Annotated in this window: 21 protein-coding genes; 2 read left to right on the top strand and 19 right to left on the bottom strand. The window is 68.3% G+C overall.

The annotated features are described in order from the left end of the window. Positions 1-2: 2 nt before the first annotated feature. Positions 3-1,592 carry a carboxyl transferase domain-containing protein gene (locus ACLIVD_RS12430; RefSeq protein ID WP_491932545.1) on the bottom strand — a complete coding sequence of 530 codons (1,590 nt, stop codon included), beginning with the start codon at positions 1,590-1,592 and terminating at the stop codon, positions 3-5. A gap of 116 nt (positions 1,593-1,708) precedes the next feature. Here ACLIVD_RS12430 and ACLIVD_RS12425 point away from each other — a divergent pair, with 116 nt between their 5' ends. Then, entirely contained in the window at positions 1,709-2,314 is a 606-nt protein-coding gene (locus tag ACLIVD_RS12425; RefSeq protein WP_029539478.1) for an SACE_7040 family transcriptional regulator, read from the top strand. 109 nt (positions 2,315-2,423) lie between these two features. Here the strand turns inward: ACLIVD_RS12425 and ACLIVD_RS12420 are convergent, their stop codons facing one another. The 3 genes from ACLIVD_RS12420 to ACLIVD_RS12410 form a co-directional block, all read right to left on the bottom strand. Further along, the gene (locus tag ACLIVD_RS12420) at positions 2,424-2,693 is read right to left on the bottom strand and encodes a GlsB/YeaQ/YmgE family stress response membrane protein (protein ID WP_105412681.1); all 270 of its coding nucleotides are present in this window, start codon (positions 2,691-2,693) and stop codon (positions 2,424-2,426) included. Positions 2,694-2,841: 148 nt separating this feature from the next. Continuing rightward, positions 2,842-3,468 carry a response regulator gene (locus ACLIVD_RS12415; protein WP_280783601.1) on the bottom strand — a complete coding sequence of 209 codons (627 nt, stop codon included), beginning with the start codon at positions 3,466-3,468 and terminating at the stop codon, positions 2,842-2,844. Then, entirely contained in the window at positions 3,465-4,667 is a 1,203-nt protein-coding gene (locus tag ACLIVD_RS12410) for a sensor histidine kinase (RefSeq protein ID WP_491932544.1), read from the bottom strand. Before ACLIVD_RS12410 ends, ACLIVD_RS12415 begins: the two co-directional genes overlap by 4 nt. A gap of 164 nt (positions 4,668-4,831) precedes the next feature. On the opposite strand from ACLIVD_RS12410, the gene ACLIVD_RS12405 reads away from it, so the two are divergent. After that, positions 4,832-5,416 (top strand): GlcG/HbpS family heme-binding protein, encoded by a 585-nt coding sequence (locus ACLIVD_RS12405; RefSeq protein ID WP_491932543.1) that lies wholly within the window; start codon positions 4,832-4,834, stop codon positions 5,414-5,416. Positions 5,417-5,500: 84 nt separating this feature from the next. Here ACLIVD_RS12405 and ACLIVD_RS12400 read toward each other — a convergent pair whose 3' ends face one another. The 15 genes from ACLIVD_RS12400 to ACLIVD_RS12330 all read right to left on the bottom strand — a co-directional run bounded on the left by ACLIVD_RS12400 (position 5,501) and on the right by ACLIVD_RS12330 (position 25,177). After that, positions 5,501-7,138, bottom strand: coding sequence for an AMP-binding protein (locus ACLIVD_RS12400; RefSeq protein WP_283332953.1), 1,638 nt, complete (start codon positions 7,136-7,138; stop codon positions 5,501-5,503). A gap of 161 nt (positions 7,139-7,299) precedes the next feature. After that, positions 7,300-8,640, bottom strand: coding sequence for an MFS transporter (locus ACLIVD_RS12395; RefSeq protein WP_491932542.1), 1,341 nt, complete (start codon positions 8,638-8,640; stop codon positions 7,300-7,302). Between the two features lie 121 nt (positions 8,641-8,761). Beyond that, positions 8,762-9,307 carry a hypothetical protein gene (locus ACLIVD_RS12390; RefSeq protein ID WP_105412686.1) on the bottom strand — a complete coding sequence of 182 codons (546 nt, stop codon included), beginning with the start codon at positions 9,305-9,307 and terminating at the stop codon, positions 8,762-8,764. Positions 9,308-9,385: 78 nt separating this feature from the next. Next, the gene (eutC, locus tag ACLIVD_RS12385; RefSeq protein ID WP_283332952.1) at positions 9,386-10,153 is read right to left on the bottom strand and encodes an ethanolamine ammonia-lyase subunit EutC; all 768 of its coding nucleotides are present in this window, start codon (positions 10,151-10,153) and stop codon (positions 9,386-9,388) included. Further along, a complete protein-coding gene (locus ACLIVD_RS12380) occupies positions 10,150-11,562 on the bottom strand; it encodes an ethanolamine ammonia-lyase subunit EutB (protein ID WP_265147272.1) in 1,413 nt (470 codons plus the stop codon). Before ACLIVD_RS12380 ends, eutC begins: the two co-directional genes overlap by 4 nt. Then, positions 11,559-13,013, bottom strand: a complete 1,455-nt coding sequence (gene eat, locus ACLIVD_RS12375) for an ethanolamine permease (RefSeq protein WP_491932541.1) — start codon at positions 13,011-13,013, stop codon at positions 11,559-11,561. The genes ACLIVD_RS12380 and eat overlap by 4 nt, the downstream gene beginning before the upstream one ends. 154 nt (positions 13,014-13,167) lie before the next feature. Next, entirely contained in the window at positions 13,168-13,710 is a 543-nt protein-coding gene (locus tag ACLIVD_RS12370) for a DUF779 domain-containing protein (protein WP_280783594.1), read from the bottom strand. Next, positions 13,710-15,233, bottom strand: a complete 1,524-nt coding sequence (adh, locus tag ACLIVD_RS12365) for an aldehyde dehydrogenase (protein WP_009479319.1) — start codon at positions 15,231-15,233, stop codon at positions 13,710-13,712. The genes ACLIVD_RS12370 and adh overlap by 1 nt, the downstream gene beginning before the upstream one ends. Before the next feature lie 75 nt (positions 15,234-15,308). Continuing rightward, positions 15,309-16,625, bottom strand: a complete 1,317-nt coding sequence (locus ACLIVD_RS12360) for a transcriptional regulator (protein WP_491932540.1) — start codon at positions 16,623-16,625, stop codon at positions 15,309-15,311. Between the two features lie 66 nt (positions 16,626-16,691). After that, positions 16,692-18,164 carry a mycofactocin dehydrogenase MftG gene (mftG, locus tag ACLIVD_RS12355; protein WP_477954073.1) on the bottom strand — a complete coding sequence of 491 codons (1,473 nt, stop codon included), beginning with the start codon at positions 18,162-18,164 and terminating at the stop codon, positions 16,692-16,694. Then, positions 18,164-19,564, bottom strand: a complete 1,401-nt coding sequence (mftF, locus tag ACLIVD_RS12350) for a mycofactocin biosynthesis glycosyltransferase MftF (RefSeq protein WP_283332949.1) — start codon at positions 19,562-19,564, stop codon at positions 18,164-18,166. Before mftF ends, mftG begins: the two co-directional genes overlap by 1 nt. 106 nt (positions 19,565-19,670) lie before the next feature. Next, complete coding sequence (gene mftE, locus ACLIVD_RS12345) at positions 19,671-20,393, bottom strand: mycofactocin biosynthesis peptidyl-dipeptidase MftE (protein ID WP_317569195.1); 723 nt, start codon at positions 20,391-20,393, stop codon at positions 19,671-19,673. A gap of 40 nt (positions 20,394-20,433) precedes the next feature. Then, entirely contained in the window at positions 20,434-22,395 is a 1,962-nt protein-coding gene (locus tag ACLIVD_RS12340; protein WP_491932539.1) for a mycofactocin system FadH/OYE family oxidoreductase 2, read from the bottom strand. Next, positions 22,392-23,204 (bottom strand): mycofactocin-coupled SDR family oxidoreductase, encoded by an 813-nt coding sequence (locus ACLIVD_RS12335; RefSeq protein ID WP_283332946.1) that lies wholly within the window; start codon positions 23,202-23,204, stop codon positions 22,392-22,394. Before ACLIVD_RS12335 ends, ACLIVD_RS12340 begins: the two co-directional genes overlap by 4 nt. An 8-nt stretch (positions 23,205-23,212) precedes the next feature. Continuing rightward, a complete protein-coding gene (locus tag ACLIVD_RS12330; RefSeq protein ID WP_491932538.1) occupies positions 23,213-25,177 on the bottom strand; it encodes a mycofactocin system FadH/OYE family oxidoreductase 1 in 1,965 nt (654 codons plus the stop codon). Positions 25,178-25,191 lie beyond the last annotated feature (14 nt).

The following is a 25,191-nucleotide window of genomic DNA, read 5'->3' as shown; positions in this document are numbered from 1 at the left end:
ACTCACATCCGGAAAACGCCGTAGGAGACCGGTTCGATCGGTGCGTTCGCACACACCGAGAGCGCCAGTCCGAGAACAGTTCTGGTGTCGGCGGGGTCGATGATGCCGTCGTCCCACAGCCTGGCCGTCGAGTAGTACGGATTGCCCTGCGCCTCGTACTGCTCACGGATCGGCGCCTTGAACGCCTCTTCGTCCTCGGCCGACCACGGGTTGCCCGCACTGTCGAGTTGCTCGCTGCGCACCGTCGAGAGCACCGACGCCGCCTGCTCGCCGCCCATCACGGAGATCCGGGCGTTCGGCCACATCCACAGGAACCGCGGCGAGTAGGCCCGCCCGCACATCGAGTAGTTGCCCGCCCCGTAGGAGCCGCCGATCACGACGGTCAGCTTGGGAACCCGGGCGCACGCCACCGCGGTCACCATCTTGGCGCCGTGCTTGGCGATGCCGCCCGCCTCGTAGTCGCGACCGACCATGAAGCCTGCGATGTTCTGCAGGAACAGAAGTGGAATCTTGCGCTTGTCGCACAGCTCGATGAAATGCGCGCCCTTCATCGCGGACTCGGCGAACAGCACGCCGTTGTTGGCGACGATGCCGACCGGGTGGCCCTCGATGTGCGCGAAACCGGTGACCAGGGTCTTGCCGTACTCCGACTTGAACTCCTGGAATTCGCTGCCGTCCACGATGCGGTCGATGACCTCGTGGACGTCGTACGGGGTGCGCGGGTCGGTGGGGACCACGTCGTAGAGGTCGGTCTGCGATGCCGACGCGGGGACGGCGCTGATCACGTCCCACGGACGCTCGGCGCGCGGGCCGAGGGTCGCGACGATGTTCCGCACGATCCGCAGCGCGTCCTGGTCGTCTTCCGCGAGGTGGTCGGTGACGCCGGAGACCTTCGAGTGCAGGTCGCCGCCGCCGAGCTCCTCCGCTGTCACGACCTCACCGGTGGCGGCCTTCACCAGCGGCGGACCGCCGAGGAAGATGGTGCCCTGGTTGCGGACGATGACGGCCTCGTCGCTCATCGCGGGCACGTAGGCGCCGCCCGCGGTGCACGAGCCGAGGACCGCCGCGATCTGCGGGATGCCCTGCGCGCTCATCGTGGCCTGGTTGTAGAAGATGCGGCCGAAATGCTCGCGGTCCGGAAACACCTCGTCCTGCCTGGGCAGGAACGCGCCGCCGGAGTCGACGAGGTAGATGCACGGCAGCTGGTTCTGCAGCGCGATCTCCTGCGCCCGCAGGTGCTTCTTCACCGTCATCGGGTAGTAGGTGCCGCCCTTGACGGTCGCGTCGTTGGCGACGATCACGCATTCCCGCCCGGACACCCGGCCGATGCCGGCGATGACGCCCGCTCCGGGGCATTCGTCGTCGTACAGGCCGTTCGCGGCGAGCGGGGAGATCTCGAGGAACGGGCTTCCGGGGTCGAGCAGGGTGTCCACTCGCTCGCGGGGCAGGAGCTTGCCTCGGCTGACGTGCCGCTCGCGCGACTTCTCGCTGCCGCCGAGCGCGGCCACGGCCAGCCTCGACTTCAGCTCGTCCACCAATTTCGTGTGCTCTGCCCGGTAGCCCTCCCGTGCAGTGGTTCCGCTCAGTGCCATCCTGCCGCCTTCTCGTCTTGACGCCCGTGCCGAGTGAGTTAATACTCGATAACTGAATCTAAGATAACTGTGATTAACTGAGTTGTCCAGACCACATCCGAGAAAGAGCTAAGGCGATGACCACAGACGTCGACGGCACCGAAGCGCCGATCACGCGCCGGGAACAGATGAAGGCGGATCGTCGCCGCCAACTGCTCGACGCCGCCGCCCGCCTCATCGCCGAACGGGGCTTCCTCGGTGTCCGCCTCGAGGACCTCGGTTCCGCGGCGGGAATCAGCGGCCCCGCCGTGTACCGGCACTTCCCCAACAAGGACGCCGTCCTCGTCGAACTGCTCGTCGGGATCAGCACGCGCCTGCTCGAGGGCGGGTCGCTCGTCGTGGCGGAGGCCGCCTCCCCGGAAGCGGCCCTGGAGGGTCTGATCGACTTCCATCTGGACTTCGCGCTCGGCGAACCCGACCTCATTCGCATCCAGGACCGGGACCTGGAGAGCCTGCCCGCCGAGGCCCGCCGGGAGGTCCGGCAGACGCAGCGGCGCTACGTGGAGATCTGGGTGAAGGTGCTGCTGCAGGTGGACACGTCACTGGACGAGACGGATGCCCGCACCAAGGCACACGCCACGTTCGGGCTCATCAACTCGACCCCGCACAGCGCCGATCCCACGACCCCCTCGCGCACCCGGAAAGTACTGCGCGACATGACGCTTCTCTGCCTGCGCCCGTGAGTACTCGTTAACGTCCGCCGGTTGACAAGTACGCACGGGCGGCGAAGCCGCAGAAAGGCCCCGCCCTGACCGGACGGGGCCCTTCTCGTGACGGTGCGATGTGGCGCGCCTACACCCTGTTCTTGCTCGTCATCGAGGTGTATCCGAGGGTCAGCACGGCCGCTACGGCGATGCTGATGATCCATCGGATCCAGTCGATTCCGCCGGTGTCCCCCTTGTCGAGGAGCCCCTCCCACACCCAGTACCCGATCAGCGCACCGATGATGCCGAGCACGACGGTGATGACCCACCCCATCGCCTGCTTCCCCGGAATCACGAGACGCGCCAGAACGCCGATGACCGCACCGAAGATGATGGTGCCGATGATGTCCATGACCATGGCCCTTGTCCTCTCAACACGCAATTCATGGTGCGAGCGGAAGGTCACCGCTCATTTCGAACATAGCCACCTGGACACCCGTTCGACAGGGCTTCGGCAAATCGTTGCCAAAAGGTTCACGCGGCGGACCGCTGTGAACCCCCTCGGTTCAGCGAATGCCCTGCCGTCGCAGGGCAACGGACACCGCCGCGGCGCGGGTGTCGACACCGAGTTTCGCGTAGATGTGGGCGAGATGGGTCTTGACCGTCGCCTCGCTGATGAAGAGGGCTTTTCCGAGTTCCTTGTTGGTCATGCCCTTGGCCAGCAGGGTCAGCAGTTCGGCCTCCCGCGGTGTGAGAGCTTCCTCGGGGCGCTGCATCTGCTGCAGGAGTCGCGATGCGACGGGCGGCGACAGCACACTCTGACCTGCGGCCGCGCCGCGCACGGCGGCGAAGATCTCCTGGGGTGTCGAATCCTTCAGGAGGTATCCGATGGCACCGGCGTCGATGGCGCGCACCACGTCGGCATCCGTGTCGTAGGTCGTGAACACCAGCACCGGCAGGGCCCGATCGACCTGCCGGATGCGGCGAATGGCCTCGACCCCGTCGATACCGGCGCCCAGGGCGAGGTCCATCGTCACGAGTTGCGGCCGGCAGGTGCTCACGGCGTCGACCGCCTCCTCCCCCGTGCCCGCCTCGGCGATCACCTCGATGTCCGGCTGCGAGTCGAGAAGCGCTCGCAGCCCGGCACGAACGACCACGTGATCGTCGACCAACAGCACGGTCACTGGCGTCATGCCGCGGTTCCTCTCGCACACGGTATCTGGGCGGCCACCACGGTGCCCTCGCCCGGCGCGCTCTCGACGGTGAACGTGCCGCCCAGTTGCTCGACGCGGCTGCGCATCGCGCGCAAACCGTATCCGCCGCGCGCCGAGGGAGATCCGGTGGGCGCGGGGTCGAAACCGGTGCCGTCGTCGAAGATGTCGAGGGCGACGGCCTCCGGAAGGTATGTCAACGTGACGCCCACGGTCTCGGCGTGGGCGTGCCGGGCGATGTTGGACACCGCGCTCTGGGTGATCCGCAGCAGAGCGTGCGTCACCTCCGCCGGAATCGCGATCGGAGTGCCCACGATCCGGAGCTCCGCCCGCGGGTGGTGCGTGCGCGCGGCGGCGAGCAGTGCCGCGTCGAGTGGCTGGGATTCCAGTTTGGGCGCCGCGAGATGGTGCACGAGACTGCGGGTTTCCGCCAGGTTCTCGCGCAACGTTCCGGTCGCCACGCGGACGTCCTCACGTGCCCGTTCCTCCGTCCGCGGATCTGCCTGCGCCCAGATCTGCTCGGCAGCCTCGAGGCGGAGCAGGCTGCTGGTCAGCCCCTGCGTCACGGTGTCGTGGATCTCGCGGGCGAGTCGTTCACGTTCGGCGAGCACCCCCGCCTCCCGCTCGGTCTCCGCGAGCCGGGACCGGGTCTCCGCCACCTGGCGGAGCAGTCGCACCCGTTCCCGGCCGTCCCGCTCGATCTGGCTGTACGCCATGACGATCAGCGCCCCGGTGCACAGCGGTCCCACCAGCACGGCCCACTCGGTGCGGCCGGAGAAGGTGAAGAACGCCACCGAGGTGAGGACGGCGAGAACCCCGACGACCGGGTACGCGATCCGGCTCGGGTACGCCCGCGTGCACAGGAAGAACATGGGAAATGCACACCAGGCGAAACTCGGCGCGAGCCAGACGAGCACCGCCCACGTCGTCAGGACCGGCCATACCCACGGTTCCCACACGCCTCCCCGCCGTGCGACCACGGCGGTGACCGTGTACGACGCGGCAAGCGCGGCGATCAACGCGACCACCACGACGAACCGTCCGCTCACGCCGTGGTACGTGAGGTACCGCGCCGTCGACGTCGCGAGGAGGACGTAGAACGACACATGGATGGCGGTAGCGAGCGGGCCGCGCAGACCCGCGCCGTCCGGCCTGTCCACTCCGTCCACGGGTGTCGTCACGTCGACCGATCCTACGGATGTGCCGTGGGTCGCGGATCCACCGTTCGGATGATCTGCCGAGGGCCGGACGGATGAGTTCGGGAGCGCCGTCGGCCCGATGCGGTCACCGGCACCGCCGGGCCAGGCTGGTCACGTCAGCTCGTCACTTCCCGAAAGGCCTTCCGATGCGCACCTTCCACCGCCTGCCCCGCATTCTGGCGATCACCGTCCCGCTCGCCGCGATCGTCGCCACCTCGGCGTGCGGCACGTCCGCGTCCGACGAGACCAGTCCGACGTCCACTCCGGTCGCGACCGCCGCCGCGCCGGCCCCGATCGACGGTGCGGACGGGGTGGTGAGCCAGAACCGTCTCGGTATCGGCACTGCGCAGGCCGCAGCGCAGGCGGCGCTCGCGAAGTGCCAGGCCGACGGGCTCGGGTTCGTCACCGTCTCGGTGGTCGATCGCGCCGGCAACGTGCAGGCGATGTTGCGCGGGGACAATGCCGCTCAGCACACCGTGGAGGCGGCGCGTCAGAAGGCGTACACCGCTGCCGCGTTCGGCGCGAACACCAGCGATCTGAGCGAGCGGGCCAAGGGCGACGGCGCGACGGTCGCCGACCTTCCCGGCACGTTGTTCCTCGCCGGCGGGGTGAGCGTGAAGTCGGCCGGCGGGTCGATCGCGGGAATCGGCGTCGGCGGCGCTCCCGACGGAATGCGGGATCAGGCGTGTGCGGCCGCCGGGCTCGACGCGATCGCCAGGACGCTGGGGTGAAGCGCCGCCCCGTGTCGACGCCCGAACTGGAACACGCTGTTCGACGCCGTCGCGACGTTGCTGCGGACCAGGTGACGAGGCGGGTCAGGTGCGCCCGATCAGGTCGAGGGACTGCTCGCGCATCTCGACCTTGCGCACCTTGCCCGTCACCGTCATCGGGAACTCGTCGACGACGTGCACGTATTTCGGGATCTTGTAGTGGGCGAGCTTTCCGGTGCAGAATTCGCGCACCTTCGCCGCGTCCAGGGGTTCGGTACCGTCCTTCATCCGCACCCACACCATCAGTTCCTCGCCGTACTTCGCGTCCGGCACCCCGATGACCTGGGCGTCGAGGATGTCCGGATGCGTGTACAGGAACTCCTCGATCTCGCGGGGATAGACGTTCTCGCCGCCGCGGATGACCATGTCCTTGATCCGCCCGGTGATCGCGACGTAGCCGTCGGAATCCATCACACCGATGTCGCCGGTGTGCATCCATCGTCCGGCGTCGATCGCTTCGGCGGTCTTCTCCGGGTTGTTCCAGTACCCGAGCATGACCGAGTAACCCCGGGTGCAGAGCTCGCCCGGCGTGCCCCGCGGAACGGTCAACCCCGTTGCCGGATCGACGATCTTGACCTCGAGATGCGGGCCGACCCGGCCGACCGTCGACACGCGCTGATCGATCGTGTCGTCCGACCGGGTCTGCAACGACACCGGCGACGTCTCGGTCATGCCGTAACAGATGGAGACCTCGGCCATCCCCATCTGTTCGATGACCTGCTTCATCACCTCCACCGGGCAGGGTGATCCGGCCATGATTCCGGTCCGCAGGCTCGACAGGTCGAACGACGCGAAGTCCGGTTCGGCGAGTTCGGCGATGAACATCGTCGGCACCCCGTACAGCGACGTGCACTTCTCCGCTTCGACGGCCTGCAGCGTGGCTTTCGGGTCGAAGGACGGCCCGGGGATGACCATGGTCGCGCCGTGACTCGTGCAGGCCAGGTTGCCCATCACCATGCCGAAGCAGTGGTAGAACGGCACCGGGATGCAGACGCGGTCGTTCTCCGTGTAGTGGCACAACTCGCCGACGAAGTACCCGTTGTTCAGGATGTTGTGGTGGCTGAGCGTCGCACCCTTGGGGAATCCGGTTGTCCCCGAGGTGTATTGGATATTGATCGGGTCGTCCGAGGACAGGGCCGCCTGCGCGGCAGGCAGCAGGGACGGGTCGGCGGCGTGCGCAGCCATGCCGTCCGACGCCAGCCGGCTCCACTCGGCACTGCCGAGGAGCACCACCATCTCGAGGTCGGGGCACTGGGGCCGGACCTCCTCGATCATGGCCGCGTAGTCGGAGGACTTGAACTCGGGCGCCGACACCAGCAGACGGATACCGGCCTGATCGAGCACATACTTCAACTCGTGCGCCCGGTAGGCGGGGTTGATGTTGACGAGCACGGCGCCGATCTTGGCCGTCGCGAACTGGATCAGCGTCCACTCCGGGCAGTTCGGCGCCCAGATCCCCACCCGGTCGCCCTTCCCGATACCCCGCTTCAGCAACCCCGCCGCCACGGCGTCGACGTCCCGCCTCAGCTCCGCGTACGTCCACCGCCGCCCCGAGGGCCGGTCGACCAGGGCGTCACGATCACCGTGGGCCGCCACGGTCCGGTCGAAGTTGTCTCCGATGGTGTCGCCGAGCATCGGGGCGTCCCACACGCCGTTGGTGTAGCTGGGAAGCGGGGTTGTCATCACTCTTCCTCTCCAGGAGCCCGTTCGGGCACCTACGGGACGGGCAGACCCGAAGGCCCTTCCGCGGTCGAACTTACTCTTGGTTGATGTGATCCAGGGCATACTGCACGGCGAGGGGCGCCGGTATCTGTGCGAAGTCCGGACACCCCTCGCCGGCCCTGTCAGAGCGCGTCGTCTTTCGTTTCCACCAGGGCCTTCGTGCACAGCAGGCTCACCACGCCGAGGATGGCGAGCATCACGCCGATCGCGGCGCTGCCGTACGCGGACGCCAGCGGTGCGGCGATCAGCGGCGGCACGGCGCCGCCGAGCACGCCGGCGAGGTTGTAGCCGAGTCCGGCGCCGGTGTAGCGGTAGCGCGTCTGGAACATTTCCGGAAGCAGGGCGCCGCAGGGGCCGTACGCGATTCCGAAGATGGCGAGCGTGACCATCACGCCGATCGTGAACGCGACGGGTGAACCGGTGTCGAGCAGCGGGAACAGTGCGAGCGCCCACACGACGGCCAGTCCGCAGGAGATCATGATGACCCGTCGACGCCCGATCCGGTCCGAGTACAGAGCGGAGACGACGATCGTGAATCCGAAGACCACGGCCGAGGCGATCCCGACCGTCAGCACGAACGGGCGGCTGAACCCGAGGGTCTTGGTGCCGTAGCTGGTGAGAAACGCTGTGCCCATGTAGAAGAACGCGAACAGTGTGGCGAGCGCGCCGGCCGAGAGGAGGATCTCCTTGGTCTGGTACCGCCAGGCGTCCATCAGCGGGAGGCTCCGCGGGGTCGCGTCGGCACGGTCGGCCAGCTGGGCCGCGCGGAACACCGGTGTCTCCTCGATCGCCAGCCGCATGTAGAGGCCGATGCCGACCAGGACGGCGCTGAACAGGAAGGGAATCCGCCACCCGTACTCGAGGAAGACCTCGTTGGTGTCGCCGAGCAGGGTGCCGGTGACGAGGAACGTGGCGCTGGAGAGGATGAAGGCCACCGCGGGGCCGAGTTGCGGGAACATCGCGTAGAGGCCGCGCTTGCCCGGGGGTGCGTACTCCGCCGTCAGCAGTGTGGCGCCCGCCCACTCGCCGCCGACGGCGAATCCCTGACCGAAACGCAGCAGCACCAGCAGGATCGGTGCCGCGACCCCGATCGTCGCGGCACCGGGCAGCAGGCCGATCAGGAACGTCGAGACACCCATCAGGATGAGCGTGGAGATCAGCGTCTTCTTACGTCCGATCCGGTCACCGTAGTGGCCGAACAGCATCGCACCCACGGGCCTGGCGACGAACGCGACGGCGAAGGTCGCGAAGGAGGCGACGGTGCCGGCGGTGGAGCCGAGGGCGGGAAAGAACACCGTGGGGAACACCAGGGCTGCGGCGGTGCCGTAGATGAAGAAGTCGTAGAACTCGATGGTCGTGCCGATGCCGCTGGCGATGGCCACCTTGCGGACGCTGGTACCGCCCTGGCGCACCGGTGTGGGGGCGTGGGGGGCGCCCGCACCCGAGTTGGAGACTGTGGTCACTCGATTCCTCCGTGGTCCGTGGGGAACACCCTGATGGGCGCATCCCGGATGAGAGGAAAAGTAGTGATCCGGCTCACTGCGTCACCACCCCCGAATAGGGGGGGTGGTGACGCGTGTCACGTCACTCGGCGGTGCCGGACGCGCCGAGCAGCTCCTTGCGGAGTTCGGTCCACACGGTGGCGTACGAGTCGATCACGGGTTCCGAGATCCACTTCGTCTCCCCCGCAGCGACTTTCGCGAGGGCGTCGGCGAACAGGTCCTGGTAGCGGGACAACCGGGGCACGAACGCCGACAGGTCGTCGAACACGACCGACGCCCGGCGGTCCAGGTCGGCCAGCTGATCGGCGTCGGCCGAATCGATCAGTCCGACGAACTCCTCATGGAACGGCACGAAGCTCTCGTACACCTCCGCGATGGAGTCCTCGTCGATGGACACCCGCTCGGCGTCGAGCTGATCCTCGAGCTCCGACAGCCCGGCCTCGGTGAGCCCGATCCGGCCGTCCGAGACTTCCTGCGCCTTGCCCTGGGTCAGCAGCGCGTCGTAGGCGGCCTGCGCGGACGCGGCGCTCACGCCGAGATGCTCGGCCAGAACAGCCGCGCTGACCTGCTCTTTCAACCGGACCGCCTGCAGCAGGGCCAACTCGTCCACATTGCCAGCGAAGGCCATAGATCTCTCCTCGTCACACCCCGTCCAGGGCGGTTCTCCGCAGGTCCGGCCGGACCTGCCGCCCTTTAGATAACACGACTACAGTTCGAGGATCTCCGAGGGGGCTGCGAGCGCATCGGCACGGGACGTGTCCTTCAACTCCACTCCGGACCGGCCCAGTTTCCTGGCGCCGGACACGAGACCCGCCACGACGCGGGCCGCGAGTTCGTAGCCGAGTCCTTCGGGTGGGTGGATGTTGGACACGCAGTTCCGGTCCGCGTCGGTGCGTCCGGGACGCGCGAGGTGCGTGAGGTAGACACCGACACTGTCGGCCACCGACAATCCGGGCCGCTCCCCGATCAGCAGGACGAGCGTCTGCACGCCCAGCGCCTGCGCGATGTGGTCTCCGAGCGCCACCCGGGCCTGGGTCGCGATCACCGGCGGCGCCAGCGAGTACGTCCCGCCGAACTCGTCGACCAGAGCGGACAGCAGGGACACCCCGTGATCGGTGAGCGCCCGGGGCGACAACCCGTCGGCGAGGACGAATCCCACCTCGGCCGTTCCCACGGGAACCGCGGACAGGTCGGCCGGCGTGCGGCCCAGGTCGGGCCGGCGCAGGTATTCGCTGCGGTCCGATGCCTGACTCGTGACGACCACGGGCCTGCCCAGGCCCACGGCCTCGACCTGCTCGGCCAGCGCCTCCGCGTCGAGCGGCTGGTGGACGGCGTCACGTGCGGCGGCGTGCGCCGACCGGAACTCGAGGACGCGCTGCGTGGGCAGGGCGTCACCGGTGCGGCCGAGACCGATACGCGCCTGCGTCGTGGCCCGCAGTTCCGCCCAGAAGTCTTGCACCACAGGATCGCTCATCTTGCCACCGTCAGCGCCCGCAGCGGCGACGCCGCAGCGTCGACCGGCAGGACCCGTCCCGCGTCGTCGACCATGCCGAGACGGCGCATCCAATCCTCGAATTCCGGTGCCGGCCTGAGTCCGAGCACCTGACGTGCGTACAGCGCGTCGTGGAACGACAGACTCTGGTACCCGAGCATGACGTCGTCCGCGCCGGGTACCGCGATGACGAAGGCCGCGCCTGCCACCCCGAGCAGGGTGAGCAGCGTGTCCATGTCGTCCTGGTCGGCCTCGGCGTGATTGGTGTAGCAGACGTCGACACCCATCGGCAGGCCTAGGAGCTTTCCGCAGAAGTGATCCTCGAGCCCGGCCCTTATGATCTGCTTGCCGTCGTACAGGTACTCCGGACCGATGAACCCGACCACCGTGTTGATCAGCAGTGGTTCGAGATCACGGGCCACCGCGTACGCCCTGGTCTCGAGGGTCTGCTGGTCGACGGGCCTGCCACCCGTGCCGAGGTGGGCGCCCGCACTGAGCGCCGAGCCCTGACCGGTTTCGAGATACATGACGTTGTCGCCGACGGTGCCGCGTTTCAGGGACCGGCCGGCCGCGTTGGCCTCACGGAGCAGCGAAATGTCCACACCGAAACTGGAATTGGCGCCCTGTGTTCCGGCGATGGACTGGAACACGAGGTCGACGGGAACGCCTTCCTCGATCAGGCCCATCGTGGTGGTCACGTGCGACAGCACGCACGACTGCGCCGGAATGTCGAAGCGCTGACGGATGTCGTCGAGCAGGTGGAGCAGTTCCGCGGTGGCGTGCGGCGAATCGGTGGCCGGGTTGATTCCGATCACGGCGTCACCGCAGCCGAGCAGCAGGCCGTCGAGCGTGGCGGCCGCGATTCCACGCGGGTCGTCGGTGGGATGGTTGGGCTGCAGCCGGGTTGCCAGGTGTCCCGGTACGCCGAGCGTCGTCCGGAACCCCGCGGTGACGGTGACGGCCCGCGCGACCGCGATGAGGTCCTGGTTGCGCATGATCTTGCTGACCGCCGCGACCATCTCCGGTGTCAGCCCCGGGGCGACGCGACGGAACGTCTCGGCCGCACCGTCTCGCGCCGCGACGTCCAGCAGCCAGTCGCGCAGGCCGCCGACGGTGAGATGGGAGATCTCGCCGAACGCGACCCGGTCGTGCGAGTCGATGATGAGCCTCGTGACCTCGTCGTCCTCGTAGGGAACGACGAGTTCGTTCAGGAACGTGCCGAGCGGGACGTCGGCCAGCGCCCACTGCGCGGCGGCGCGTTCGGCGTCGGAGGACGCCGCGCACCCGGCCAGTTCGTCTCCGCTGCGGAGCGGAGTCGCCTTGGCCATGAGGTCGACGAGACCGTCGAACGTGTACCCGGTTCCCGCGACTCCGTGACTGTAGGTGGTCATTCCAATTCTTCCTCTGCCTTCGCAAGAACAGCAAACTCCTCGTCGGGCGAATTGGCAACGAGGTGATGGCGGCTGTATAGGCCGAAGTACGCCATGAAGGCCGCGAATGCGATCAGCGTCCAGAGTGCGGCGACCGGATCGACGAGGAAGGTGGCGATCACCGCGGCGGCGGCGATGACGAGCGCGAACGACGTGGTGACGATGCCGCCCGGGGTGCGGTACGGCCGCTTCATCTCCGGCTCACGCCTGCGGAGGACGATGTGGCTGACCATCATCAGCACGTAGCTGACGGCCGCGCCGAACACCGCCATGTTCAGCAGCATCGCGCCTTCACCGGTGAGCGACAGCACGAACCCGATGACACCCGGCACGATGAGGGCGAGAGTGGGCGCCTTCCGTGAGTTGGTGATCGACAGACTCGTCGGCAGGTAGCCGGCGCGGGACAGCGCGAACGTCTGCCGCGAGTAGGCGTACATGATCGAGAAGAAGCTGGCGACGAGGCCGGCCAGTCCGATGTAGTTGACGACCTTGGCCGCGGTTCCGTCACCGAGCGCCTCGACCAGCGGATTGCCGGACGTGGACAGGCTCTCGGCACCCAGCGCTCCGGTAGCGAAGAACAGGACAGTTGCCCCCGTGACGATGAGGATGAGCATGCTGATGATGATGCCGCGCGGCACGTTCTTCTCCGGCTCGCGGGCTTCCTCCGCGGCCAGCGGCACGCCTTCGACGGCGAGGAAGAACCAGATGGCGAATGGGACGGCCGCCCAGATTCCGAATGCGCCGAACGGCAGGAAACTCGACGCGCCCACCGCATCGGTCGCGGCGATGTCGGTGAGGTTGCCCGCGTCGAACAGACCGATCGCGGAGACCGCGAAGATCACGAGACCGACCAGTGCGATCGCCGTGATGACGAACATGGCCTTGAGTGCCTCGCCGGCGCCGGTCAGATGGATTCCGATGAAGATGGCGTAGACCGCCAGGTACACCCACCACCCGTCGGTGATACCGAACAGGTTCAGTGACTCGACGTAGCTGCCGATGAAGGTGGCGATGGCGGCGGGCGCGATCGCGTATTCGATGAGAATGGCCGTGCCGGTGGCGAATCCGCCCCACGGCCCGAGTGCGCGCCGCGCGAACGTGTAACCGCCGCCGGCGGCGGGCAGGGCGGACGACATCTCGGCCATGCCCAGCACCATGGCCAGGTACATGCCCGCGATGACGACACCGGCGATCAGCAGGCCGCCGAATCCACCCTCGGCCAGTCCGTTGTTCCATCCGGCGTAGTCGCCGGAGATCACGTAGCTGACACCGAGGCCGGCGAGCAGCACCCAGCCCGCCGAACCCTTACGGAGCGTGCGTTTTTCCAGGTAGCTGCTGTCTTCCGAGTGGAAATCGGCAGCATCGTGATGTTGACCGGTTCCGGAATTCTTGGATGGTTCTACGAGTGACATTCCGTCCCCTACGTCGATCCGAATGGTGCCTCGTCCGCACCGCTCGGGGAGCGGAATCGAACGGCCGAGGCCAATGGTGAACGAGTTGTGTACACGTCGTGTCAGCAGAACGTGACCGCGACGTAAAAACCTGGGTCGTAGCGCGCTTCGGGTGCTATGGGACCGGGCGGCGGGCGGGCACGGGACATGCGTCGACGGCTTCGGCGACCACTTGTGGTTCGAGGGACGGGGCGGGCCTCCAGCCCTGCTCCCACCGCTGGCCCACGATGACCTCCTCCGCGGCGAGGCTGGTGTTCTCCTCCGGGGTGAAGGCCCGTGCACGACTGAGAAAGCGCATGCCTTCGGGACTTTCCAGGCTGAATCCCGATCCGCGGCCGGGCACCACGTCGAGCACCAGCTGAGTGTGCTTCCACGCCTCGAACTGCGAACCGGAGATCCACACGGGCACGGCATCGGCACCCTCGGCCCGGGTGGACGGGATCTCCCCGACACCGAGACGCAGGTCGAGGACGCCGAGCAGCACGTCGCGGTCGCCGACGATGAATTCACCGTCGGGGTAACACATCGGCGCGGAGCCGTCGCAGCACCCGCCGGACTGATGCATCATCAGCGCCCCGTGGGTACCGCCGAGGCGGCGGAGAAGCTCCACCGCCCCGGCGGTTGCCTTCAGGCGCGCAGGCGCCCGGGCTGCGTCCATCAGAAGAAGCCCTGAGCCTTCTGGGCGTAGCTGACCAGCAGGTTCTTCGTCTGCTGGTAGTGCTCGAGCATCATCAGGTGGTTCTCGCGGCCGATGCCGGACTGCTTGTAGCCACCGAACGCCGCATGCGCGGGGTACTGGTGGTACGTGTTGGTCCACACGCGGCCTGCCTGGATGTCACGTCCGGCCCGGTAGGCGACGCCACCGTCCCGCGACCACACGCCGGCGCCGAGGCCGTACAGCGTGTCGTTGGCGATCTCGATGGCCTGGTCGTAGTCCTTGAACGACGTGACGGACACGACGGGACCGAAAATCTCCTCCTGGAAGATCCGCATCTTGTTCTGACCGGTGAAGATCGTCGGCTGCACGTAGTAGCCGCCGGACAGGTCGCCGCCGAGTTCGGCACGCTCACCGCCGGTGACGACCTTGGCGCCTTCGCCCTTGCCGATCTCGATGTACGACAGGATCTTCTCGAGCTGATCGTTCGAGGCCTGCGCACCGATCATCGTGTCGGTGTCGAGCGGGTCGCCCTGGCGGACGGCCTTGGTGCGGATGGCCGCCATCGCGAGGAACTCGTCGAAGATGTCCTCCTGGATCAGCGAACGCGACGGGCAGGTGCACACCTCGCCCTGGTTGAGGGCGAACATCGTGAAGCCCTCGAGCGCCTTGTCCTGGTAGTCGTCGTTGGAGGACAGCACGTCGGAGAAGAAGATGTTGGGGCTCTTGCCACCGAGTTCGAGGGTGACCGGGATCAGGTTCTGCGACGCGTACTGCATGATGAGCCGGCCCGTGGTGGTCTCGCCGGTGAACGCGATCTTCCGGATCCGCGGGCTCGAGGCGAGCGGCTTGCCCGCCTCCACACCGAAGCCGTTGACGATGTTCACCACACCGGCGGGCAGCAGGTCGCCGATGACGGAGATCAGGTGCAGGATCGACGCCGGGGTCTGCTCGGCGGGCTTGAGAACGACTGCGTTGCCCGCGGCGAGTGCGGGAGCGAGCTTCCACACGGCCATGAGGATCGGGAAGTTCCAGGGGATGATCTGGCCGACGACGCCGAGCGGCTCGTGGAAGTGGTAGGCGACGGTGTCGGAGTCGATCTCCGACAGTGCGCCTTCCTGCGCCCGGATCGCACCGGCGAAGTAGCGGAAGTGGTCGACGGCCAGCGGAATGTCGGCGTTCAGGGTCTCGCGGATCGGCTTGCCGTTGTCCCAGGACTCGGCGAGCGCGATGGACTCGAGGTTCTCCTCGATGCGGTCCGCGATCTTGTTCAGGATGATGGCGCGCTCCGCCACCGATGTCTTGCCCCAGGCCGGAGCCGCAGCGTGTGCGGCGTCGAGCGCAAGTTCAATGTCCTCGGACGTCGAACGCGCGACCTCGCAGAACGGCTGTCCGGTGACGGGTGTCGGATTCTCGAAGTACTGGCCCTTGACGGGCGCAACCCACTGGCCGCCGATCCAGTTGTCGTAACGCGATTGGAAGGACATGACGGCGTCCGGCGAACCCGGGCGGGCATACACGGTCATCGATAACTCCCTGGTGTCGTGAAACTCGGGTGGAACTGGGTGTGACTCACAACACTAGGGACCGTACCGTTGCAACTACGTTGCGTACTGCTGATCGAACAGATCGATCCTGGACTTGACCTGGGAATACAGGGGTGAACGCGGGTCGAGGCCCGCCAGATACGCCTCCCATGCGGCGACGTCCTCACGGCCGTGGACGGACGTGGTCCATTTGGCGAGCAACCGTTGATCACCTTCCCGCAGCAGCGCCGCCTGGACGCGTGCCCGCAACTCGTCGCGAAGATCCTCGACCCCGGGCGCCTCCGACCCGGGAAGGACCGGGCCTGAGTAGACGTCGAGGGCGGCGGTGAGCTCGCCACGGTCCAGGGCTCCGCGGACCTGCCGGAGGTCCGAGGTCAATTCGGCGAGCAGCCGATAGGGCCGCGAACCGAGGTTTGCCGGACCGAAAACCTTACGCAGGCGCGACATCTCGGCACGAATGGTGACGGCGTCGAGTTCGTTCTCGTCGAGCAGGACCGCGAGGCGGTCGGAACTCAGGCCTTCGGGGTGCTCCGCCAGGAGCAGGAGGATCTCCGCGTGCCGCTGCGACAGCGGGATGCGTTCGGGCCCACGGACCAGTGTCGGCCGACCCGATCCCAGCACCTCCAACCGCAGTACCGTCTCGACGAGCGGGTGCGGTGAACGCAGCTGGTGCAGTCGCAGCTCCGCCTCGGCGGCCGCGACGGTCGCCCTGATCAGCGAGAGCACCTCGGGCACCGCCACCCGCGGACCACCGGTGATGTCGATGGCCCCGACGATCAGTCCGGTCGCGGGGTCGTGGACGGGCGCCGCCGAACAACTCCAGTCGTGCACCGAGCGGCTGAAATGCTCGGCACCGAAGATCTGCACGCAATGGTCGAGGGCCAGCGCGGTACCCGGGGCATTGGTGCCGACGGTGTCCTCACTCCAGTCGGCGCCCTCGACGAAGTTCATCTCCAGTGCGCGGTCCTTGGCGGACGAATCGCCCTCCACCCACAGCAGCTGACCCTTCTCGTCCGTGATGGCCACGAGCAGCCCGGTGTCGGCGGCGTCCTCGACGAGAAGCTTGCGGACCACCGGGCGGATGATCGACATCGGGTGGGACGCCCGGTACGTGGCGAGATCCGCGGACGCCAGATCGACGGCGCGGGCCGACCCGTCCGGGTTCACTCCCTTGCTGGTGCTGCGCATCCACGAGTCGAGGATGACGGAACGGACGGAATTCCCGTCACCGTCCGGGGCACGACCGGCGGGTGCGTGACGCTCGACGAACAACTGATGCGCCGACGACACCCTGCGCGCCAGCATCGCGACGTCGTCTCCCGGGCGCACAGCGACCCACGGATTGCCCCCTGTGGGCGGTTGACTTTGCATCGAACTCCTCCACGGCGTCTCTGCCTACTGTAACCCGCATCACACGGGCCCGTGTCGCCCCCTCGGTCACTCCCGCAGGAAGGTACTGACGCGCTCGGCGACCATCACCGCCGTGGCGTGCGGCCCACGGCTCGGGACCACCGGGAACACCGAGGTGTCGGCGATGGTCAGCCCTTCCATTCCGCGGACGTTGCACCACTCGTCCACCACCGCGCCCGCGTCGTCGCGTCCGCCCATCCGGCAACTGCCGCACAGGTGCAGCGACGTCCCCAGATGCGCGAGCACCGCGCGGTCGGATACCTCCTCGGACAGCGGCACGACCAACGGACCGAGCTCCCGCGAACGGAGCAGTTCCAGTCCGATGGCTTGTCCCTCGCGCAGCGCCCGGCGGTCGGCGGCGGATTGCGCGTAGCGGTATTCGATTCGGGGACGGTCCCGGCGGTGCCGCGACGTGAGCCGGATGTCGCCCCGGCTGTCCGTCACCATGAGCCCGATCCCGAGGATCGGGTCGGGCTGCCCGGATCCGGGGACGAGCACGTCGAACGGCGCCGTGTACGGACGGATCTCGAGGTCGCCGACATTCAGCACCGTTTCGACGACCGGACTGGTGTCGCTGCGGCGGAGCGAGTCCCGGATACGGTACGGCAGAGCCACTTCGGGGTGATCACTGAAGTCGCTGCCCACACCGGGCGCGTCGAGGACGACGGGAATGTCGTTGTCCGTCAGGTGTTTCGCCGGACCGATACCCGAAAGCATCAGCAGCACCGGGGTTTCGACCGGACCTGCCGCCAGCACGACCCGACCGGTGCGGACCGTGCGCCGCACACCGTCCGACTCCACTTCCACCCCGACGGTCTCGTTACCGGAGAACAGAATTCGGACGACATCGGAATTCGCTTCGACCGCCAGATTGGGCCGCTCCCATGCCGGAAGCAGGTACGCCACTGCCGTACTGACACGGTGGCCGCCGTCGACGTTCAGGGGCACCGGACCGATCCCGCCTGCGCCCGCGCCGTTCTTGTCGGGTTCCTCGGGATGTCCTGCACCGAGTGCCGCGGCTCGGAACGCCGCGCTGATCTCGCTCAGCCGCTCCGCGGGCTGCCTGCGAACGGGCATCGGTCCGGTCGTGCCGTGCCGGGAGTCGTCGAAGTCGGCGTCACGCTCGAGTGCCCGGAAGGCCGGCAGCACGTTCTCGTACGACCACGACGCGGGCCAGTGCCGGAAATCCGCTTCCGTCCCACGGACGAAGTAGGCGCCGTTGACGGCGCCCGAACCGCCGAGGACGTGCCCCCGCACCATGGCCGAGGGAACGCTTCGTGCCAGCTCCACGCCGTACGTCTCGGCGAACGCGCTGCCCGGACCGACCGGCAGCGTCCGGTAGTCGAGCACGGGACAGTCGGACACCGACCGGTAACCGGGTCCGGACTCGAGGAGGAGGACCGATCGTCCGGGATTCTCGCTGAGCCGGGCGGCCACGACGCATCCACTCGAACCGCCGCCGACGACCACGACGTCGGCGGCGCGAATCGGATCGGCCACTACGACTTCAACCGGGGCTTCAATGCGTCGAGGTCGCGGGCCGTGATGGCGCCCTTCCAGAGCCCGGCGCCGTACGCGACGTCGTCGATCCGCTTGAACACCGTGTGCCGCACCGGTCCCAGCCCTCCGGGCTCCCGGTGGGTCACCCAGTCGGCGACGCCCTCGGCGACGGCGATCGCGAGCGCGATACGGCGAATCCGTTTCGACAGCAGCACCGCCAGCAGAGTGATCGGCCAATAGTGGCGACACATCGCGGACGCCAGTTGCCAGGCACCGCCGGCGAAGCCCTGGGCCGCAAGGATCGCGGCGATGCGGGTCGGCTGGTCGAGGCCGGTGAACATGCGGCGCAGGCGCAGCAGCATCATCGCGAGTGTGGCGACGGCGCCGAGCAGGCCGAGCCGGGTGCAGGTGGCGGCGGCGAGGCACGCGAAGAACGTCCACGGCGACATCGACAGCGGGGGAACCATCCCCGAATGCCTTGCCGCCAGCGGCGCCGCACCGGTGCCGTAGAACAGCTTGCGGTCGAACCACTTTCCGAACGTCACACGGTGATCGTGCGCAACGTGAGCCACCGGCTCGTACCGCAGTCGCCAGCCGGACTCCTGGAGTCGCCAGCACAGGTCGACGTCCTCCGCCACGTGCATGGACTCGTCGAAGCCGCCGAATTCGTCGAGCACCTCGCGGCGGGCGATCATCGCGGCGCTCGGGACGTACGACACCGGGCCGCCGGACTGGACCGCGGACTCCTTACGTCCGAGGTCGAGGGAGGAGCGGGCGTGCTCGTACCGCGCGAGTGTGCTCGCCTCGGGTTCGAGCGCCACGATTCTCGGGGCGACGAGTGCGACCGCGGGATCGCTGAAGTGGCCGAGCATGACCTCGATCCAGCCGGTGCGCGGCAGGACGTCGGAGTCGAGGAACGCCACGAACGGAGTTGCGGCGTAACGCAGACCGGTGTTCCGTGCCGCGGCCGGTCCCTTGGCCGTCTCGTGGCGCAGAACGGTGACGCGGCCACCGCACCCGTTCTGCAGCACGGGGGCGACGATCGGGACGTCGGATCCGTCGTCGACGACGACCACCTCGAGTCCGCGGAGCGAGGCCAGCACCCGGTGCAGCCCCGACGCGTTGTTCTTCACCGGAATGACAACGGTGACATCCCGGGGCGACGGAGTACTCATGGGGCGCGGGTTGGCGACCCCCGAATCGAGGAGGCGGCGTGCAACGACCGCGGACTGCGGATCGACGACCTCGAGGTAGCCGTCTCCGATCATGGCCGCCGCGGTGGGTGCCAGCTTCAGCATCCGAGTCGGCGAACCGCCGATGAGCACTCGACCTCCGGAATATGCGCGTACCTTGGGGTCGATTCGGATCCCGAATCCGTCGGGAAGTCGAGCTTGGCGCATCAGTCGATCGTAGGCGGATCGGAGAGCGCTGGCAGGGCATGCCGGAAATTAGTCGCGTCGGCATGCCGGAAATCCGCCCTCGGCAACTCGAGGACGCCCGTGCGGGTCATTGGAGCCTCCCATCGGCGCCCGGTTCCGACCGGAGCCTTCCATCGGGGCCCGGTTCCCACCGGGCCAGTGCCTTGGTGACTGCGTGGACGAGTACGCCGAAGATCTGCGCCCCCTCCGCGGCCGTAGCGCCCGTCGGGTCACCGAGCACGCCGTTGGCCGACACGGCGACCATACCGCCTTCGCGCAGTCTTGGCATCAACCTCGCAATAGGTTCCGTATTACCGGCTTCAGCCCTGGACAACCTCACCCGACCGGGTGAAAGGTGTAGCAACAAGGACGTTTCCGTACGCCCGGCATGGGCGTCCGCCCCGGGTACCGCACACGGCACCCACGCCACATCGCGGGCCTCGTACCGAAGCAAGGCGACAGCCTTGACCAGCGCGGGCCCGTTTCCGCCGTGCCCATTGACGAACAGCACACGGTCCGCCCACCGGCACGCGGACCTGCCGTACTCGACCAACACGGTCTCCAGCGCCTCCGCCCCGAGCGAGACCGTCCCGGGAAACCCCTCGTGCTCGCCACTGGCACCGTAGGCGATCGGGGGCGCCACCAGCACGTGCGGCAGCGCGCGGGACACGGCGTCGGCGATGGCGGTGTCGGTGTCGAGCGGCAAATGCGGTCCGTGCTGCTCGAGAGAGCCGACCGGGACCACGACCGTCGACACGCGGGACACGAGTTCGGGCCACACCGCGTCGTCGAGGTGTCCGGAATGGGGCATCCACCGATGCTAGGCGATGCGGAACCGGCCGCTGCGCGCGCTAGAGCGCGAGCGCGACCCGCTCCCCCTCGATGACGGCGGAATGCGCGCGCCGCGGAGCCAGGGCGTCGCCGACGCGATGAACCTCGATACCGCTGTCGGCCAGCTCTTTCCACAGATCGTCCTCCGGCTGCTGATGCGCCGAGGACACCACCCAGTCGACGGTGAGCTGTCGCAACTCACCGGTCGGGTGGTGCAGGAGCGTGACCGCGAGCCGCCCACCGTCTGCGGCTTCGCACCCGGTCGGCACCACGTCCGTCACCTGCGTGATGCCCTTGCCGTGCGCCCGCCGGTTCCATCCCTCGAGGTCCAGCGTGATGCCGAGATCCTGGCCGACGATCATCCCCGGTGTGCAGATCGTGACGGCACACCCGGCGTCGGCGACGAACTCCGCGACGGACGTGCCCTGATGGAATCCCAATTCGTCGACCACTAGCACCGTCCCGGCCGGACGCGCGCGGTCCTCCAGCACGTCCCGCACGTCCACCACCCGGTCCGACGCGCCCGCCCAGCGCGGTCGGCGCGGACGCGCCCCGGTCGCGAGCACCACCACGTCGGGACGTCCCTGCACCAGTGCCCCGGCGGTCGCGTCGGTGCCGCTCCGCACGTCCACACCGCGCCGAACGCATTCCGATTCCAGATCGACGACGAGGTCGAGGAACTCGCGGCGGCCCGGGACGACGGCAGCCGTCCGGACCTGGCCACCGAGAACCGTCGCGCGTTCGAACAGCGTCACGTCGTGACCCCGCTGCGCCGCGGTCGCCGCGGCCTTGAGCCCGGCCGGGCCACCGCCGACCACGAAGACCCGTCGGCCGGGAACGGTCGGTGCGGGCAGCAGGACCGATTCCCTGCCCGCGCGCGGGTTGACGACGCACCCGAGCCACCGGCCCAGCCCCATACGTCCGATGCATTCCTGATTGCACGCCAGGCACGTTCGGATGTTTCCTTCTTCGCCGGCCAGGGCCTTCGCCGCGAAGTCCGGGTCTGCGATCTGGCCGCGCACCACCCCGATCAGGTCGCAGTGCCCCTCGTCCAAAGCCTGGTCGGCCTGGTGCGGATCGGAGAATCGGCCGACGCCGACCACGGGAAGACCGACCCGTTGCCGGATGGCGTTCGGGACGAACAACGCGTACCCGCGAGGGACGGCCATGGAGGCCTCGATCATGTGGAGCGTCTCGGTGGCCATCCCGATGGACGTGTTGATGTAGTCGACACGGCCGTCCGCCTCCACCAGAGCGGCCACCGCCACCGCCTCGTCGAGGCGGACTCCACCATCGACCAGATCCTCCCCCGCGAGCCTCACCCCGAGTGCGCGATCCGGACCGATCGCGCCGCGCACGGCCTCGACGACCTCGAGGAGGAACCGGGCCCGGTTCTCCAACGATCCCCCGTAATGGTCCGTGCGCTGGTTCGTAGCAGGGGCGAGGAAGCTCCGCACCAGCGACGAATGGGAACACTGCAGTTCGATCCCGTCGAATCCGCCTCGGACACAGTGCTCGGCCACGCGCGCGTACCCGTCGACGAGGGTCCGGATCTCCCGCTGATCGACCGCCTTGGGAACTTCGCGGAACAGTGGATCGGGGACGGCGCTCGGCGCCCACAGCGGCCGCCGCGAGTACATGCTCGACCCCTGGCCGCCGTTGTGGTTGATCTGAGCCAGAATCGGGACACCGTGGTGGTGGACCGCGTCGGTGATCCGCCGGTACCCAGGGACGACCTCCGGCCGGTAGCCGGCGATCACCTTCTCGTACGGCCAGTCCCCCGGATGGGTTGCGTTCTCCTCGGAGATGATCAGGCCCGCACCGCCCTTCGCGCGCGCCGCATAGTAGGCGGCGTGCTGCGCGGTGGGCAGGCCGTCGACGGCGTACCCCGTGAGGTGCGCGGAGAAGACCACCCGATTGCGCAGAGTCAGCGGCCCCACGCGCAATCGGGTGAACAGGTGGCGGTACGCGGAGGTGCTCACACCTTGGTGTTGCCCATGTCGACGGCGACCTGACTGCCCGTGACCCTCCGCGAACCGTCACCGGCCAGCCACAGCACCGCATCGGTGATGTCGTCGGTGTCGGCCAGCGGATGCTCGGTGAGGATGGTGCCGAAGCTCGACAGGTAGTGCGGGTGCTTCTCGAGTATCACGAGGCTGCCCGGATCGGTGCCCATCGGAGTCTTCACCCCGTACGGGTGAACGGAGTTGACCCGAATCCCGTATTCACCCAGTTCCTTTGCCGCGGTCTGGGTCAGTCCGACGAGCCCGAACTTGGAGGCGGCGTAATTCGCCTGCCCCGGCAACGGCTTGATGCCCGCAACGGAGCTGATCACGATGATCGAACCCCCGCGACCTCCCTCGATCAGCGCAGGCACCGCAGCCTTCAGCGTCTTCCACGCCCCGGTGAGGTTCACGTCGATCAGCGTCTCCCACTGCTCGTCGGGCATCTCCCAGAAGCGATTCCAATTGCAGATCCCGGCGTTCGCGATCACGATGTCGAGCCGGCCGAACTGTTCGACTCCCCGGTCCACCACAGACTTCAGTTGCGCACTGTCACGCACGTCCGCCTGCTCGGCGAGAATCTTTCCGCCCTCGGATTCCACGAGCCGCACCGTCTCGGCCAGGTCGTCCGGCGTCGCCGGCTCGTAGCTGTTGTACTCCGACACCGGCCCGCAGATGTCCAAGGCGATGATCGCCGCACCTTCGCGCGCCAATCGCACCGCGTGCGTCCGCCCCTGCCCACGGGCAGCCCCGGTGATGAACGCGACCTTGTCGTCGAACTGTCCCATGAAATGTCCTATCTCTCGTTGACGAGGGTGAACGGATGGTGGTCGAACTCGTTCTGCCTGTGTGCGGACACGGTCAGCGCCGCGGTGCGACCCTCACGGACCGCCTCGAGCAGTGTCCGGGGAGCCACGCAGTCGCCGACCCGCACCGCATCCGGACGCGACGAGCCGAGGGTGTCCTCGGGGAGGCGATGCGAGCAGTCGATCAGCACGGTGCACGGCACCACCGGCTCTTCGGCGGTGTACCGGTTGCGGATCCGCATGCCGTCGTCGCCGATCGACACGATGCGACTGTCGAGGTGGCGCGTCACCCCGGCTCGTTGCAACCGGGAGTTGGCATCGGCGAGATCCCCGGTCATGCCCAGTCGCGAACCGGCCACGGAATCCTGGGTCACCATGCTCACGTCGCGTCCCTGCGCCGCGAGCCATTCGGCGACCGCCACGCCGACCGGTCCGCCGACCGGGTCGAAGACGACGTGGGGCCCTTCCGCCGGCGCGCCGCCGTCGAGCAGATCCGCGGCGCCGACGCACCGGACGCTCCCCTCGACGGGGAACGGCAGCGGGCGGGGCCTGCTGCCGGTTGCGAGGACCACCGTCGCGCCCTCGCGTTCCGCGGCGTCGATGTCGGCGTCCGAGACAGTGGTGCCGAGACGGAATTCGACCCCGAGGCTGCGGCATTCGTTCTCGAGCCAGTCGGTGAGCGCTCTGAGGTGCGGCGCACCTACGGCTGCCCGCACCATCCCGCCGAGCCGGGCCGACGCGTCCGCCACGGTGACGCGGTGACCGCGCAGGGCCAGCACTCGCGCCGCCTCGAGACCGGCCGGGCCGCCCCCGACCACCAGCACCGCGCCGGTGGCCACCTCGGCGATGCCCTCGACGGGATCGACGGTCTCGTGTCCGGCCGTCGGATTACCGACGCAGGTCACGACCGGATTGCGGGGGTCGAGCACCTGGCACGTCTGATTGCACAGGACGCACGGCCGCGGCGCCGCACGGCGCCGGATCTTGACGACGAGGTCGGGGTCGGCGATCTGGGCGCGCGTCATCTCGACGACGTCGGCGACACCCTCGTCGAGCGCCCGCCGGGCATCGGCCGGATCGACGACGCTGCCCTGGAGAACGACCGGGACCATGCCTGCGACGGCCGAGCGGATGTTCCGGCAGAGTTCGGTGTTGAACGCGGGTGACTGGTGGAAGTCGGGGCGGTACGCGTTCGGTGTCATCGGCCCGCCCCGGACCACCACGAGCAGGTCGAGTGCCTCGGCAAGTTCCCGTGCGTGTCCGGCGGCGATCGACGGCGTGATCCCCGCCCAGGACGTCGCCTCGTCGCAGCTCAGGCGCAGGGACAGGACCCGGTCGGGGCCCAGCTCGTCGCGGACGGCGGCGAGGACCTCCCGGGTGAGGCGCAGCGGGTCGGCGCCGTACTCGTCTGCGCGAACATTGGTGAGGTTCGAATGGAACTGCCGCAGTAGCCCTCTCGGTCCGGCGTCGAGCTCGACACCGTCCACGTCCGCGGACACGGCCGCGGCGGCCGCGGCACGGAAACCCTCGACGAGGCCGTCGATCTCCGCCTGCTCCATCTGCATCGGCATCTCACGGGAGATCACGTCGGCAATGCCCGACGGTCCCCACAGCACCGCCTGCGAGTACGCACTCGACCCCTGCAGTCCGGTGTGCCCCAGCCCGGCCAGCACCAGCGTGCCGTGCGGGCGACACGCAGCGACCACGTCCCACCAGCCACCGACGCAGTCAGACGCCAGCGGAGCCCGCTCGTACGGCCAGTCGGAGGCATGAACCGACGCAACCTCGGTGACGACGATCCCGGCGCCACCACGCGCCCGACGTTCGTAGTACGCGACGTGCCGCGGGGAAAGCGTTCTTCCCGCACCGAGATTGGTGGGGTGCGGACCCAGAAGCACCCTGGCCGGGGCGTGGCGTCCGGCCAGGGTGATCGGGTCCGTCAGTTGCGCAGACATCTACGCCGTTCGTC

It is taken from the genome of Rhodococcus sp. G6(2025) (assembly GCF_058628105.1).
The sequence above is the reverse complement of the archived record's forward strand: the minus strand, read 5'-3'. Positions and strand labels throughout refer to the sequence as shown.

Bases quoted from the DNA above. Each gene is read 5' to 3' on its own strand.
- ACLIVD_RS12430 (WP_491932545.1), bottom strand. From the start codon at position 1,592: ATGGCACTGAGCGGAACCACTGCACGGGAGGGCTACCGGGCAGAGCAC.
- ACLIVD_RS12425 (WP_029539478.1), top strand. From the start codon at position 1,709: ATGACCACAGACGTCGACGGCACCGAAGCGCCGATCACGCGCCGGGAA.
- ACLIVD_RS12420 (WP_105412681.1), bottom strand. From the start codon at position 2,693: ATGGTCATGGACATCATCGGCACCATCATCTTCGGTGCGGTCATCGGC.
- ACLIVD_RS12415 (WP_280783601.1), bottom strand. From the start codon at position 3,468: ATGACGCCAGTGACCGTGCTGTTGGTCGACGATCACGTGGTCGTTCGT.
- ACLIVD_RS12405 (WP_491932543.1), top strand. From the start codon at position 4,832: ATGCGCACCTTCCACCGCCTGCCCCGCATTCTGGCGATCACCGTCCCG.
- ACLIVD_RS12400 (WP_283332953.1), bottom strand. From the start codon at position 7,138: ATGACAACCCCGCTTCCCAGCTACACCAACGGCGTGTGGGACGCCCCG.
- ACLIVD_RS12390 (WP_105412686.1), bottom strand. From the start codon at position 9,307: ATGGCCTTCGCTGGCAATGTGGACGAGTTGGCCCTGCTGCAGGCGGTC.
- eutC (WP_283332952.1), bottom strand. From the start codon at position 10,153: ATGAGCGATCCTGTGGTGCAAGACTTCTGGGCGGAACTGCGGGCCACG.
- ACLIVD_RS12380 (WP_265147272.1), bottom strand. From the start codon at position 11,562: ATGACCACCTACAGTCACGGAGTCGCGGGAACCGGGTACACGTTCGAC.
- eat (WP_491932541.1), bottom strand. From the start codon at position 13,013: ATGTCACTCGTAGAACCATCCAAGAATTCCGGAACCGGTCAACATCAC.
- ACLIVD_RS12370 (WP_280783594.1), bottom strand. From the start codon at position 13,710: ATGGACGCAGCCCGGGCGCCTGCGCGCCTGAAGGCAACCGCCGGGGCG.
- adh (WP_009479319.1), bottom strand. From the start codon at position 15,233: ATGACCGTGTATGCCCGCCCGGGTTCGCCGGACGCCGTCATGTCCTTC.
- ACLIVD_RS12360 (WP_491932540.1), bottom strand. From the start codon at position 16,625: ATGCAAAGTCAACCGCCCACAGGGGGCAATCCGTGGGTCGCTGTGCGC.
- mftF (WP_283332949.1), bottom strand. From the start codon at position 19,564: ATGCGCCAAGCTCGACTTCCCGACGGATTCGGGATCCGAATCGACCCC.
- mftE (WP_317569195.1), bottom strand. From the start codon at position 20,393: ATGCCCCATTCCGGACACCTCGACGACGCGGTGTGGCCCGAACTCGTG.
- ACLIVD_RS12335 (WP_283332946.1), bottom strand. From the start codon at position 23,204: ATGGGACAGTTCGACGACAAGGTCGCGTTCATCACCGGGGCTGCCCGT.
- ACLIVD_RS12330 (WP_491932538.1), bottom strand. From the start codon at position 25,177: ATGTCTGCGCAACTGACGGACCCGATCACCCTGGCCGGACGCCACGCC.